We start from the raw sequence: 14,048 nt of genomic DNA, 5'->3' as shown, positions 1-14,048 counted from the left end.
ATGTGGCATCCAAAATTATGCTTTTACCAGCGATTGTCGGTATCACTAGTTGCAGGATTTTTTTTGGTTATCGCTTTGCTAACTACCGCTTCTACATATTTACAAACAAGTATTAAACACGAAGGCGAGCAACGACTTCATTTAAAATTAGCAGAGCACCTAGCTTCCGATAACCCACTGCTGAAAACAGGGGTGTATGATTATGAGGCCTTAAAAAATCTTTTTCATACATTAATGTTATTAGGGCCTAATTTTGAATTTTATTTTGCTGATGCCTCTGGAAAGCTCCTTACATACTCGGCTAAGCCGGGAGAAATTGTAAGAGAAAATATTAGCCTCGAGCCAATCAATCAAATGCTTAGCGGCGAAGCCGTTTTCCCGCTGTACGGCGATGACCCTAAATCGGCGTCGCGGCAAAAAATATTTTCGGCAGCACCTGTGTACAATGGCGACGAGTTACAAGGCTATTTGTACGTCATAATCGGCGGCTCACAGTACGATTCGATAAAAGACGGATTGCAAAAAAGTAAGGGCGTGCAACAGTTTGCACTTGTTGTAGCAGCGGGGCTATTGTTCTTGTTATTTGCTCTACTCTTGTTATTTAGGTTTTTTACCGCGCCTCTTAAACGCCTGAGTGATGACATGGATCGTTTTCGCAACAATGGTTTTGATTTGACTGGATCTGGGATAAAGCTTTTGCCATGGCGTAACGAATCAAGAAACGAAATTCAGCGTTTAGGTTTTGCTTTTAATGAAATGCTTAAACACATCGACAAACAGTGGCAGCAAATTAAGACAAATGATAATCAACGACGGGCCTTACTTGCAGACTTGAGCCATGATTTGCGTACGCCACTCGCTAATTTGCAGGGTTACGTTGAAACCTTATCTTTAAAAGATAAGCAATTGGATGAGAAAGACCGAGCACATTTCATTCAAATTTGCATGAAAAATTTACGTAATTTGAAGCGTTTAATTGACCAAATATTTGAATTGGCTTACTTAGAAAGCGGCCATATTAAAATGAAACTGGAAGTATTCCAGCTAGCCGAGTTGTTACATGACATTGCGGCTAAGTTTAAGATGAAGGCAGAAGCAAAAAATATCGAATTGTCAGTGTCATTACAACAAGCTGGTGGTTTTGTAAAAGCCGATATAGAAAAGGTCGAACGGGTACTATCGAACTTAATTGAAAATGCGATTAGACATACGCCTGAAAACGGTAAAATAACGCTCGAAGTCACTGGGAAGGCAGATAGGTTAGTAGTCAGTGTAGCTGATACAGGTGTGGGTATTTCGTCTGAAGAAATTGGCAAAATCTTTGATGCAAGGTATCAAGCGAGCAATACCGAGCGGGACGCAACAACCCATGTTGGTTTAGGCTTAGCGATTAGCCAGAAATTGATTGCCCTATTTGACTCAAAATTAGAGGTAAGCAGTGAACTCGGTTGTGGTACTAAGTTTTCGTTTTGTTTACAAACAGTAGAGCCTCGTTAGAGGCTCTGCTTTTTCTACCCTAGGGTATATTAGAACAAACTAACCTTCAGTCGTGACTAAAGTTTAGTTCTTTTAGCTTTCTAGTCAGAGTATTTCTTCCCCAACCCAGCCGTTTCGCCGCCTCTTGCTTGTGGCCTTGTGTATGCTTTAGTGCGCAGCTCAATAACACTTTTTCAAAGTCATATTGCGCAGCATCTAAAATGTCATTTCGCCCTGAGAGTAATTGTTTATCAGCCCAATTTGCGAGCAATACAGTCCAATCATCGTTGATCACTGATTGTTTTACTTCAGTTGCAGAAAGCATATGTAGTTCAGGTGGTAGATCGTCTACAAGAATTTCTTGCCCACTTGCCATCACGGTTAACCATCGGCATGTATTTTCGAGTTGACGTACGTTCCCAGGCCATGCGACATCCATCAGTTTTTCTTCTGCGGCTTTTGACAACTGTTTACTCTCTACGCCTAACTCTTTTGAAGCCTTCGCCAAAAAGTGTTTTGCTAATAAAGGTATGTCCTCACGGCGCTCGTTTAGGCTGGGCAGATGAATTTTTATTACGTTTAATCGATGGTACAAATCCTCTCTAAACTTACCATCTTCCACTCTTTTTTCTAAGTCTTGGTGAGTCGCGGCTATGATTCGAACGTCTACTTTAACTGGCTGATGACCGCCAACACGATAGAATTGACCATCTGCCAACACTCTAAGTAGACGGGTTTGTACATCGATCGGCATGTCACCTATTTCGTCCAAGAATAATGTACCGCCATCCGCTTGTTCAAACCTACCCTGCCGAGCATTTTGCGCGCCGGTAAACGCCCCTTTTTCATGCCCAAATAGCTCTGATTCAATCAAATCGGCCGGAATAGCAGCCATGTTCAGTGCGATAAACGTTTCGTCACTTCTTGGGCTATGTTTGTGCAATGCTTGTGCAACAAGCTCTTTACCTGTTCCAGATTGACCATTTATTAAAACACTGATCGAAGAACGTGAAAGGCGACCTACTGCACGAAAAACCTCTTGCATGGCAGGTGCTTCACCAATGATCTCTGTATTTGATACTCGGGATTCTTGCTGTTTTAACTGGCTTGTCTCCCGAGCATGCTCTAACGCACGTTTTGTAAGTGATACGGCTTCGTCTATATCGAAAGGTTTGGGTAAGTATTCGAAAGCTCCTCCCTTGTATGCCTTTACCGCACTATCAAGGTCAGAATGTGCAGTCATAATAATAATGGGCAGATCTGGATAGTGCTCATGAATTTCTTGCAGTAGCGTCATACCGTCCATTTCTGGCATTCTTACATCTGATATTACGACTTGTGGTGCATTACCACTTTGAATTTGGAGTAATAAATCTTCGGCGTTTGAAAAACTCATGCAGCCGATATCTGCTACTTTTAATGCCTTTTCTAACACCCAACGAATTGAGCTATCGTCATCAACAACCCATACTGGTTCATTCATTGTTTGCGTCCTTTTTTGTTATTGGTATGTAGATCGTAAACTCCGTGTATCCTGGGAAACTTTCTAAGTCTATTTTTCCGTCATGGTGATCAGTCAAAGTTTGTGCAATAGATAAGCCTAAGCCACTGCCATTTTTTTTGCTTGTCACCATTGGATAAAACAAGGTGTCTCTTAATTCTCTTGGTATGCCGGGGCCGTTATCTATGACACTGATTAGTGCGCATAAAGCATGGCGTTTTCCATTGATAACTGAACTTCTCTCTATTCTCGTTTTCAAGCGAATAGTGGGTTTTTCAATATGAGCGTCTTTTAATGCTTGACTCGCATTACGAACAATATTTAGTAGCGCTTGTTGCAACATATCCGGATCGGCGTAGACATCCGGTATTGAAGGATCATAGTCACGAATCACACGAATAGAATATGATTGATCCGCTGCAATGACTGAGCGCACTTTTTCAATCACTTCATGTAAATTGCAATAGCCTTTTTGAGGAAGGGTGTTAGGGCCCAATAGTCGGTCAACTAAACCGCGTAATCTATCTGCCTGCTCCATAATCATTTGAGTAAATTCTTGCTGCTCTCGTGTTGGCAATTGGCGGTTGAGCAGTTGTGCCGCGCCGCGAATACCTCCCAAAGGGTTTTTGATTTCGTGGGCAAGACCGCGTATTAATTCTCTTGCAGCGACCTGTTGCGCGTATTGTTGTGTTTCTTGGCTTATTTTTCTTTGCTTATCTACCGGCATTATCTCAAGCAGTAAATATTCTTTTTGTTCAACTCTAAAAATATTTGCCTGAAGATCCACCAAGATACAACGTCCGTCCTTGAAGCAAAGCTGCAATTCAGCTTCTGAAAATTCTTCGCCCTTGGAAAATGCCCTTTCAAAACGCCGTAAATCCAAATGTTCTTGGAGAAAAAACTCGTCAAAGGTTTTTTCTTGAATTTGACTCAAGCCGGTTTCAAAAACATTCAGCGCTGCTTCATTGACGTACACGATATTGAATTCCTCATCGAGCACGAGCAAAGCATTTGTCATTGATTGAAAAATGGTTTCCAGTAGGAGTGGTGTATTCCCCAAAATAAACTCCGGCCTAAGTGATGATTCGCACAAAAATAGTGCATAAACTAGTTGGTAACGCGATAAAACAGATTCTTTACTCTACCTTTATCGGCAACTATTGCAATCTAAGCCCTTGTTTGCAAAAGGTATCCCTTAATTAGGGCGATTGATAATTGAGGTGCGGTGCAGGTAAAGTACTCTTGGGCTGGTAGATGCAATAACCTTGCCTGTGTTATCAGTGAATGTAATTTGATAGCTGTGTTCACCACGGTCTACGTTATCTAGTTGGAATTGACCGGTGGGAGATCGATAAGTTTTGTCCCCCATCAGTAAATTATACATACCACTGATTTGAGGCTCTAAGGAAGCGGTGATACTTACTTTTCCCAAATTGTTGCGAATAGTCGCGCCGTCAGATGGTTTTGACACTGACAAACGGTATGATTTCTTCTTTATTGATGGTTTTTCTTGGATTGGGTGAATGGTTTGTGCAGGAATAGTGGTCGCGTTGCTTTTGAGTTTGACTTCGATTGCACCAGGTATGGGTTTATCTGAATAAGTGATGCTGCCATCTGCATTTACTATTTTATATATTTTTGCGTTTGCAAGGCTTGCAAACAAACATAAACACATAAACGATAACACTCTCGGTAGCATATGCGTATACCCAAACAGACTGACAACTCTATGCTATCCAATACTACATAAATGGGAAGCATAAAAAAAGCCTGCTTAATGCAGGCTTTTTATACTTGGGTATTTATTAAACGCTGTAGTACATGTCAAACTCAACAGGGTGAGTCGTCATGTTAACTTTTTCGACTTCTTCAGACTTAAGTTCGATATAAGCATCGATCATGTCGTCTGACATAACGCCGCCAGCAGTCAAGAATTCACGGTCAGCATCAAGTGCTTCAAGTGCTTGTTCTAATGAGCTAGCTACTGTCGGAATAGAAGCGGCTTCTTCAGCTGGTAAGTCATACAGATCCTTATCAGCAGCGTCACCAGGGTGAATTTTGTTTTTGATACCATCGATACCAGCCATAAGCATCGCAGTAAATGCTAAATATGGGTTAGCTGTTGGGTCAGGGAAGCGCACTTCGATACGGCGAGCTTTGTCACTCGTAACATAAGGAATACGAATAGATGCACTGCGGTTACGAGCTGAGTAAGCAAGCATTACTGGAGCTTCAAAACCAGGCACTAAACGCTTATAAGAGTTAGTTGATGCATTCGCAAAAGCATTGATAGCACGAGCATGCTTGATGATTCCGCCAATGTAATAAAGTGCTTCTTCAGAAAGACCAGCGTACTTGTCGCCAGCAAAGATGTTTTTGCCGTCTTTGCCAATTGATTGGTGACAGTGCATACCAGAACCGTTGTCTCCAACTAATGGCTTAGGCATAAATGTTGCGCTCTTGCCGTAACCATGAGCGACATTGTGAATTACATACTTATAAATTTGAATTTCGTCTGCTTTCTTAACTAGTGTGTTGAACTGACAAGCAATTTCATTTTGGCCAGCCGTCGCTACTTCGTGGTGATGCGCTTCAACAACCAAGCCCATTTCTTCCATTACAAGACACATTGCTGCACGCATATCGTGCGCTGAATCTACAGGTGGTACTGGGAAATATCCGCCTTTCACGCTAGGGCGGTGTCCCATGTTACCGCCTTCGTAATCAGAGCCCGAGTTCCATTTTGCTTCCTCAGAATCAATGGCATAAAAAGAACCAGCCATATCGGTGTGGAACTTGACGTCGTCAAATAGGAAGAATTCTGGCTCAGGTCCGAATAAGATTGTGTCACCGATACCTGTGGACTTAAGGTATTCTTCTGCACGTTTTGCGACAGAGCGAGGGTCGCGATCGTAGCCTTGCATTGTAGATGGTTCAACCACATCACAACGGATATTCACTTGGGTTTCTTCTGCGAACGGGTCAACAACGGCACTCTCAGGATCAGGCATAAGGATCATGTCTGATTCGTTGATCCCTTTCCAACCAGCAATAGACGAACCGTCAAACATTTTTCCTTCTTCGAAAAACTCTTCATCTACTAGCCCTGCAGGGATAGAAACGTGTTGCTCTTTACCTTTTGTGTCGGTGAAACGTAAATCTACAAACTTAGCTTCGCTTTCTGTGATAAGCGCTAAAGCTGACTCAATTGACATATAGTTCTCCAGTTTTAAGTCCGTTGTGTGATAGGTATTTAGATAAATTACAAAATTTACCTGAAAACGAAAATGTTGGTCGTTGTAATGGTTGTTGCCAACACTTAAGTATGACCATATCCGCCAGTCATAATCAAGCTCCCTTGATACATTTGCATGTTACGGGAGTATCATTAACAACTCATGTAACAACCCATATAACCCGATTGCGGAATTAACTTGGGTTAAAGCCATTATCATGCCAATCGGTATTAATACTTAAGAGTATGTTTTAAAAAAAGAATATCCTTAAAAGGGTGAGATGTTGATGTAGCGTTGAATTATAATGGTGCAAAAAGCATGGGTGTTGCACAAAATTGGTGATGCATCAATTTATTTGGACTTGTGTTAACAGCTTGTTAAGTTATTAATGCCTTCGTGCAGCCTAACTTTATTTATTGAATAAAACGCTCAAAAATCCATGGATACGCATAGCCTAATTCACAATAAGTCTGTACAATCCGCCGCCAATTAGGTTTCTCTCGTAAGCATGAGCATATCCCCTTCTATATCTAACTGAAGGCAGATTCGCTTTTGTACCTTACGAGTTATTACAGAGAGTATTTATGTCTTCAAGCATCGCTAATTTGCGCAATATTGCCATTATTGCACACGTTGACCATGGTAAAACGACCTTGGTTGATAAGCTCCTACAACAATCTGGTACTTTACAAACACGTGGCGACAACGAAGAGCGTGTGATGGACTCCAATGATATCGAGAAAGAACGCGGTATTACGATTCTGGCAAAAAACACGGCCATTAACTATGGCGACTATCGGATCAACATTGTAGACACGCCTGGACACGCTGATTTCGGTGGAGAAGTTGAGCGTGTAATGTCTATGGCGGACTCAGTCTTGTTGCTAGTTGATGCGCAAGAAGGTCCAATGCCACAGACCCGTTTTGTGACACAAAAAGCCTTTGCCCAAGGTCTTAAACCGATTGTAGTTGTGAACAAAATTGATAAGCCAGGTGCTCGTCCAGATTGGGTGATCGACCAAGTGTTTGACTTGTTTGACAACCTCGGTGCGACAGATGATCAACTTGATTTTCAAGTGGTTTATGCGTCTGCTTTGAACGGTTGGGCTTCGCATGATGCTGAAGTCTCTGGTACAGACATGACTCCCTTATTTGAGATGATTATTGAGCAAGTAGCGGCACCGGATGCGGATGCTGATGGCCCTTTACAAATGCAGATCTCTCAGTTGGATTACAACAGCTATTTGGGCGTGATTGGTGTAGGTAGAATTAAGCGCGGGTCAATTAAGATCAATCAACAAGTGACAGTCGTGAATGCTGCCGGTGAAAAGCGAAATGGCAAAGTGGGTAAAGTACTCGGTTATCTGGGCTTAGACCGCCATGACGTAGAACAAGCAAGTGCAGGCGATATTGTCGCAATTACAGGTTTAGGCGAGCTAAAAATATCCGATACTGTATGTGATTTAAATACTGTCGAAGCCTTACCTGCGCTCTCTGTGGATGAACCAACCGTAACGATGACTTTTCAAGTCAATACTTCACCTTTCTCGGGTAAAGAAGGTAAGTATGTAACCTCTCGAAATATTCTTGATAGGCTGAATGCTGAGCTTGTACATAATGTGGCACTTAGAGTAGAGGAAACTGAAGACCCAGACAAATTTAGAGTGTCAGGTCGCGGTGAACTTCACTTGGGTATATTGATCGAAAATATGCGTCGAGAAGGTTATGAATTAGCAGTTTCTCGTCCAGAAGTTATTCTCAAAGAAGAAGATGGACAGCTGCTAGAACCCTATGAAACCTTAACCATTGATTGTGAGGAAGAGCACCAAGGCTCTATCATGGAGCAGCTTGGAATACGCAAAGCCGAACTCACCAACATGTCTCCAGATGGTAAAGGGCGCACTAGAATGGATTTCATGATCCCAAGTAGAGGCTTGATAGGCTTTCAAACAGAGTTTATGACACTGACTTCTGGTTCTGGTTTACTTTACCACACATTTGATCACTATGGTCCGCACAAAGGGGGCACGATTGGTCAGCGTAAAAATGGTGTTCTGATTGCCAATGCAACAGGGAAGGCTTTGACCAATGCTCTGTTTAATCTGCAGGATCGCGGTCGTTTGTTTATTGGTCATGGTGTGGAAGTGTACGAAGGGATGGTTATCGGTATTCACAGTCGTGACAACGATTTAACTGTTAATGCACTAAAAGGCAAACAGCTAACGAACGTGCGTGCATCTGGTACTGACGAAGCACAGAGCTTAGTCCCGCCCATCATTATGACTTTAGAGCAAGCACTTGAGTTTATCGATGACGATGAACTAGTAGAAGTTACGCCTGAAAGTATTCGTATTCGTAAAAAGCTGCTTACAGAAAGTGATCGTAAGCGGGCTTCAAGAACGAAAAAAGACTAGACCTCTAAGTGGCATAGTTAAATTTTATTGAGTGTAACCACAGCTCTGAATAAGGCGAGGTAGTTTATCTCGCCTTTTTTATATCTTTATGACACTACCGTATACCTTTTACCAATGCTATATTTGGCGCAAATCAATCAACTAGAGTCATCTTTTGTACAATTTCGATACACTTACTGATAGAAGTCCAACACATGCTTTTAAGTGGGAACGATATAAAGGTAAAGATATCATTCCAACTTGGGTTGCAGACACCGAGTTTTCAAGTCCACAGCCGATCATCGACGCCCTTGTTAAACGGAGTCAGCATGGACTGTTTGGTTACACCTTACCCAAAGAATATACACCTGCTACAGATGCCATCATCGATTGGTGCAAAAAACAATATGATTGGCATATTGAAGCGGATTGGATCGTCTGGACTCCGGGTGTTGTGCCTGCTTTTAATATGGCATGTAAAGGTTTTGCAAGTGATCAAAGCAGTATTATTGTGCAAACTCCCAATTACCCCCCATTGTTGGCTGCCCCTCAAATCAATGGGAAAGCGCGGCTTGAGGTATCTACTGTATTCGTAGACGGGCGTTGGACCCTAGACTTCGATGCACTAGAGGCGCATGCAGCCAAGCCGCATACCAGTTTGTTTATCTTATGCAACCCAATGAATCCGGTTGGTACGGTTTTAAACAAAGAAGAGTTGACGAGAATTGCGAATATATGCACCGCAAATGGCGTGACAGTATGTAGTGATGAGATCCATTGTGATTTGATCCTTGACGATGTTCGTCATATTCCTGCAGGGAAAATTCCAAGCCTTGAAGATCAATCCATCACTTTAATGGCGGCAAGTAAAACCTTTAATGTCGCGGGCTTGGGCACGTCATTTGCCATTATCCCTAATGCAAAAATCCGTCGTCAGTTTGTCAATGCAGGTGCTGGTATTGTACCGTGGGTCACGGTTATGGGATTAGTCGCGACTGAAGTTGCGTTTACTCAGTGTCAGGATTGGCTGAACGCTCAGCTTGATTATTTACGAGCAAACAGAGATTACTTGGTTGAAGCAATAAATAATATTGACGGCTTGTCTTGTGTTGCGCCTGAAGCGACGTTTCTGCTTTGGGTTGATGCCAGTGGTTTGGGAGTGAGTGATACTCAAAAGTGGTGTGAAGACAGAGGCGTTGGCCCCTCTCCGGGGAGAGATTTTGGACAAGCAAATTTTTTCCGAATTAACTATGGCTGCCCAAGAAGCATGCTTGAAAGTATTGTAGAAAGATTGTCAAAGTAGATCGTTCAGTCAAATAGGTGCAATTATTGCAGAACACTGTTATTCTAAATTCGCGAGCGTCATAAAAATAACAGTGTGCTAAAACCTATTCAGCTCAAACTTTTTTTATCAATGGTATTTGTATTTTTGTCCATAACTTTGTTTAGCCCAAGTTTAGCGGCTAAGAATAAGGTGCAAATAGCCATTATTATTGACGACATTGGAGCGAAAGCGTCCGATGCGGTTGCTTTTTCTCTACCCAAAGATGTTACCTTTTCAATACTACCTCATACTGAGTTTTCAACTCGGTTTTCTTACTTCGCAGCCGAACAAAACCGCGAAGTCATGTTGCACATGCCTATGGAATCGCTAAACGGCGAAAATTTAGGTGAGGGGGCGATATTGGCGAATATGTATCCGAGTGAAGTAGAAGGCGCGATTGTTGATGCATTGCAAACTGTTCCTCATGCTGTTGGGATGAACAACCACATGGGGAGTAAGTTAACGCAAATGACTCTGCAAATGAAAAGCGTCATGACAGTATTGCAAGCAGCCAACTTATTTTTTATTGATAGTCGAACAACGCGCTTTACGAAAGCAAGTCTCTTAGCTGAACAGTTTGGAGTAAAAGCAGCCAGAAGGCATATCTTTTTGGATCATTACCAAACTACTCACTTTTTACAGAAACAGTTTCAAGCTCTTATCTTTGAAGCAAGGAAGCGCGGAAAAGCTATTGGTATTGCGCACCCTTACCCCGTAACCCTCACTTTTTTAAATGAAAATCTAGCTAAACTGCCAGAAGACATTGAGCTGGTGACTGTCAGTAAGTTTTTAAGAGAAAAAAACAAATTTAGACTGAATCCAAGATTAGCCTCCGCATCACGTAACTTTGATAGCGGAGCACCACAGTCTCTCAGTTTACCGAATTAGTCACCCTACAAGTACTGCTAAACTAGAGTGCGGGTGTATTTTTGCCGATTTCGCAATCAAAAAGCAGCAAGCATAAACGGCTTCTCGATCTATAAAAACTAGGCGTAATAATATTTCTACTTACTCAGGTATAATGTTACACTATAACATCCGTCACGAGTAAATGTGACATTGACTAATTTAGCGCTTAGGTAAACGACATTGCGACAACTAAAATCTTCTGATCTTACTGTAGAGGAGCTGGCCGAGGAAAATTCTCAAACCTCAGTCGGCACTGGCGATTCTGGCCGTTTGGACAAGCTGGGAGTGTGGATCTCTGGTTTATGTGCTGTTCATTGTCTTGCTTTACCCCTGTTGTTACCGATTGCGCCTGTCATTGCGTCAAGCTTTTTTGCCGAGCATTGGTTTGAACGCGTGATTTTGTCACTGTCGGTCGTTATCGGTTTTGCCGCTATGTTTATTGGTTTTCACCAATACCATAGACAACTTTACCCTTTATATTCTCTTGCAGCTGGTGCATTAATATATTGGAACAAAGATGCTTTAGGGCATGAGCTTGAGCCATTTACGGTTACAGTCGGCGCCGCGTTAATTATCGGCGCACACGTGCTCAATTTGCGTTTGTGTCGTCAGTGTAAAGGCTGTAAGTAAATATAGCGCTATTTTAAGCTGATTTTACGCATGCTAAGGCCCATTTCGGGTCGTCGGTAAATATCGCATCCGCCTTAATATCACGCAGTTTTTGGATAAGTAAATCGTCATTTACTGTATAGCACCACACTTCCAAGTTGTAAGTATGGGCATGCTTGATAAATCTGTCATTCACAAGGTGTGCTTCAATTGCTGCAATATCAACTTCCAGCTCAATTGCGTACTGAGCATAAGATTTTGGCAGGTGGGCAATGAGTGCAGCATATCGAATATTGTTTCGGTGACGGCATTCTCTCAATGCACTTTTAATCTTGCTAAGCAATTCATGTTCAAAACTTGATATTACGACTCTTGTATCGTGTTTGTAGAGTTCTCTATTCAAGGCATTGGCAAACGCTTCGACATTGTTAATTGCTTTTAGCTCCAGATTCAATGTGGCTTGATTTGTAATGCATGAAAACAGATCAGATATGCAAGGTATTGCATGCGCACCTTTTACTTGCAGTTGCTCTACCTCATCTTTGTTCAAACTTGACAACCTGCCTTTGCCATTCGTTAGGCGATCTAGGTACCAATCATGGAAAACGTAAAATTTCCCATCCACTTCCTGAATATCACATTCGATGGCTGTTGCACCAGCACTCAATGCCATTTCGAAAGCCAAAATTGTATTTTCTGGATACCTTGCACTGTATCCGCGGTGAGCAATTATTTGCACCTTTACTGTCGCCTCAAGTTCTGATGGGTATGAACCGTTTCGTATATTGCTGCAGAGACGACTAATATACCACCAATTAAAGTTTTTATGGTCGGCGATTCATTGAGTATAATTATTGCGAGCACTACACCGTAAAAAGGTTGCATGCAAGCCACTAAAGAAAATGTTTTTGCCCGTAAATGTTTTAATGAAGACGCGATTAAGGCGTGAGGTAATGCGGTAAAGACGGTACCCAAACAAAGCAGTAACAAGGCCGTTCGGGTGTCCATTTGTGAAAAGTCATCATTCAAGAAGAACACTAAACATGGGCATATTATTAACGTTTGCCAACCCATTGCCCTAGCACCGCTATAGTGAGAAAAATATTGGCGATGGATCAAGTTTCTCAATGCATATAAGAATGCCGAGAAGATGCCTATTAGGACGCCTAGCGTTATGTCATTGCTTAACGAAACACTGGGGACAATAAGGTATATGCCAAGCAGTACTGCACAAGCACTGAGTATATCTTGCCAGTTTAGTTTTATCTTTTCAAAGAGTGGTTCTAACAGAACAGTAATAACAGGGAAGGTAAACAAAGCGATAATGCCGACAGATACACTCGAGTACTGCATTGACATAAAATAGGTTACCCAATGTATCGCCATTAAAACACCTAAGCCTATGCCGATGAAATAATCCTTAGTATTGTTTAATCTGAACTTTTCTCCTGACAATTTTACGAACAAAAATAAACAAACACACGCAGGAATGGCGCGCCCAAACGTAATATCTAAGGCAGGCAGTGCGATTAGTTTTGAAAACAAAGCAGTACCACCAAGTAGTATCATAGTGATATGCAAGTTAAAAAGACTGCGTTTTACTGGGTTCATGCAAACATGCCCAGACAAGAATGATATTTGATAGATTTTGTCCTATTCGGCTTTTTCGCTTTTAGTCTCTTGTAGCAGAGCGAGTTGTTGACCGAGGCGCGTTGTCATACCCGCGGATACGTCTGTAAAGTTAATTTTATTCTCTTCGAAGCAAAGGATGACAGTAGAGCCAAGCTTGAAACGCCCCATCTCGTCACCTTTATTCAATAGAATGTTGTCGACTTCGTGCTGCCAATGCTGGACGTACTTGCCGGCAGGCGGACTAACCGTTCCTTGCCAGACTGTCTCTATGCTAGCGACAACTGTGGCTCCTACTAGAACCATGGCTACTTTACCTGCTGGAGTGTCAAAAAGTGCTACAACGCGCTCGTTTCGGGCAAAGAGTCCTGGGACATTCTGTGCTGTAAGCGGATTGACTGAGAACAACTCTCCTGGAACATGGAGCGTGTCGGTGAGTTGACCACTTATTGGCATGTGGATACGATGATAATCGCGCGGCGCTAAATAGATCGTGGCAAATTTTCCGTTTTTGAAGGCTTTCGCAATCTCAGGCTTTCCGCCCAGTAACGCAGTTAAGCTGTATTCATGCCCTTTAGCTTGAAAAATTCTGTCTCCTTTAATGTCACCAAATTGACTCACCGCGCCATCGACTGGATGACACAAGGTATTTTCTCCAGCAACGATTGTGCGAAGCCCTGTTTTTAAAGGTCGAGTAAAAAATTCGTTGAAGGTTTTGTACTCAGTAGGTGACTCAAATTCTGCTTCCTGCATGTTTATGTTGAAGGCTTTGATAAAAAGCTTAATTAAACTCTGCGTGAGTATGCCAAGTTCTTTTTCGGCGATGAAGCCTAATAAACGAGAAATAAGGTGTTTAGGTAAGATATATTGAGTATGGATTTTTATCCAATCTATCACGCACTTGCTCCATAATTAATCCAAGTTGATTGTAGCTGACCATTAGGTGTTTTGTATCTACAAAAGCATTATGA

Annotated in this window: 12 protein-coding genes; 5 read left to right on the top strand and 7 right to left on the bottom strand. The window is 42.1% G+C overall.

Going from position 1 to position 14,048, the window contains the following annotated elements; all coding sequences use genetic code 11:
* Complete coding sequence (locus ACFOHL_RS17085) at positions 1–1,497, top strand: ATP-binding protein (RefSeq protein WP_376921457.1); 1,497 nt, start codon at positions 1–3, stop codon at positions 1,495–1,497.
* Between the two features lie 46 nt (positions 1,498–1,543).
* Here ACFOHL_RS17085 and glnG read toward each other — a convergent pair whose 3' ends face one another.
* The 4 genes from glnG to glnA form a co-directional block, all read right to left on the bottom strand.
* Entirely contained in the window at positions 1,544–2,959 is a 1,416-nt protein-coding gene (gene glnG / locus ACFOHL_RS17080) for a nitrogen regulation protein NR(I) (RefSeq protein ID WP_376921456.1), read from the bottom strand.
* On the bottom strand, positions 2,952–4,037 hold the full coding sequence (glnL, locus tag ACFOHL_RS17075; RefSeq protein WP_376921455.1) for a nitrogen regulation protein NR(II): 1,086 nt from the start codon (positions 4,035–4,037) through the stop codon (positions 2,952–2,954). The genes glnG and glnL overlap by 8 nt, the downstream gene beginning before the upstream one ends.
* A gap of 135 nt (positions 4,038–4,172) precedes the next feature.
* Positions 4,173–4,676, bottom strand: coding sequence for a DUF4124 domain-containing protein (locus ACFOHL_RS17070; protein WP_376921454.1), 504 nt, complete (start codon positions 4,674–4,676; stop codon positions 4,173–4,175).
* A 106-nt stretch (positions 4,677–4,782) separates the two neighbouring features.
* Positions 4,783–6,192: a glutamate--ammonia ligase gene (gene glnA, locus ACFOHL_RS17065; RefSeq protein ID WP_376921453.1), complete on the bottom strand. Its 1,410-nt coding sequence runs from the start codon at positions 6,190–6,192 to the stop codon at positions 4,783–4,785.
* Positions 6,193–6,797: 605 nt separating this feature from the next.
* Between glnA and typA the strand changes: the two genes are divergently transcribed.
* From typA to ACFOHL_RS17045, 4 genes are all read left to right on the top strand, one after another.
* Positions 6,798–8,627, top strand: a complete 1,830-nt coding sequence (gene typA, locus ACFOHL_RS17060; protein ID WP_376921452.1) for a translational GTPase TypA — start codon at positions 6,798–6,800, stop codon at positions 8,625–8,627.
* Between the two features lie 154 nt (positions 8,628–8,781).
* Positions 8,782–9,909: a MalY/PatB family protein gene (locus ACFOHL_RS17055; RefSeq protein ID WP_376921451.1), complete on the top strand. Its 1,128-nt coding sequence runs from the start codon at positions 8,782–8,784 to the stop codon at positions 9,907–9,909.
* Positions 9,910–10,080: 171 nt separating this feature from the next.
* The gene (locus tag ACFOHL_RS17050; RefSeq protein ID WP_376921450.1) at positions 10,081–10,818 is read left to right on the top strand and encodes a divergent polysaccharide deacetylase family protein; all 738 of its coding nucleotides are present in this window, start codon (positions 10,081–10,083) and stop codon (positions 10,816–10,818) included.
* Positions 10,819–11,058: 240 nt separating this feature from the next.
* A complete protein-coding gene (locus ACFOHL_RS17045) occupies positions 11,059–11,469 on the top strand; it encodes a MerC domain-containing protein (RefSeq protein WP_376921479.1) in 411 nt (136 codons plus the stop codon).
* A 13-nt stretch (positions 11,470–11,482) separates the two neighbouring features.
* On the opposite strand, the gene ACFOHL_RS17040 is transcribed toward ACFOHL_RS17045, so the two are convergent.
* The 3 genes from ACFOHL_RS17040 to asd are packed head-to-tail and all read right to left on the bottom strand — an operon-like array spanning position 11,483 to position 13,974.
* Positions 11,483–12,187: a glycerophosphodiester phosphodiesterase gene (locus tag ACFOHL_RS17040; protein ID WP_376921449.1), complete on the bottom strand. Its 705-nt coding sequence runs from the start codon at positions 12,185–12,187 to the stop codon at positions 11,483–11,485.
* 2 nt (positions 12,188–12,189) lie between these two features.
* The gene (locus tag ACFOHL_RS17035; protein ID WP_376921448.1) at positions 12,190–13,059 is read right to left on the bottom strand and encodes a DMT family transporter; all 870 of its coding nucleotides are present in this window, start codon (positions 13,057–13,059) and stop codon (positions 12,190–12,192) included.
* Positions 13,060–13,101: 42 nt separating this feature from the next.
* Positions 13,102–13,974, bottom strand: coding sequence for an archaetidylserine decarboxylase (gene asd, locus ACFOHL_RS17030; protein WP_376921447.1), 873 nt, complete (start codon positions 13,972–13,974; stop codon positions 13,102–13,104).
* Positions 13,975–14,048 lie beyond the last annotated feature (74 nt).

Source organism: Agaribacter flavus, from assembly GCF_042646125.1.
Lineage (GTDB): Bacteria > Pseudomonadota > Gammaproteobacteria > Enterobacterales > Alteromonadaceae > Glaciecola > Glaciecola flavus.
The sequence above is the reverse complement of the archived record's forward strand: the minus strand, read 5'-3'. Positions and strand labels throughout refer to the sequence as shown.

Excerpts from the sequence above, each read along its gene's own strand:
- ACFOHL_RS17085 (WP_376921457.1), top strand. The coding sequence starts at position 1 with ATGTGGCATCCAAAATTATGCTTTTACCAGCGATTGTCGGTATCACTA.
- glnG (WP_376921456.1), bottom strand. The coding sequence starts at position 2,959 with ATGAATGAACCAGTATGGGTTGTTGATGACGATAGCTCAATTCGTTGG.
- ACFOHL_RS17070 (WP_376921454.1), bottom strand. The coding sequence starts at position 4,676 with ATGCTACCGAGAGTGTTATCGTTTATGTGTTTATGTTTGTTTGCAAGC.
- ACFOHL_RS17035 (WP_376921448.1), bottom strand. The coding sequence starts at position 13,059 with ATGAACCCAGTAAAACGCAGTCTTTTTAACTTGCATATCACTATGATA.
- glnA (WP_376921453.1), bottom strand. The coding sequence starts at position 6,192 with ATGTCAATTGAGTCAGCTTTAGCGCTTATCACAGAAAGCGAAGCTAAG.
- typA (WP_376921452.1), top strand. The coding sequence starts at position 6,798 with ATGTCTTCAAGCATCGCTAATTTGCGCAATATTGCCATTATTGCACAC.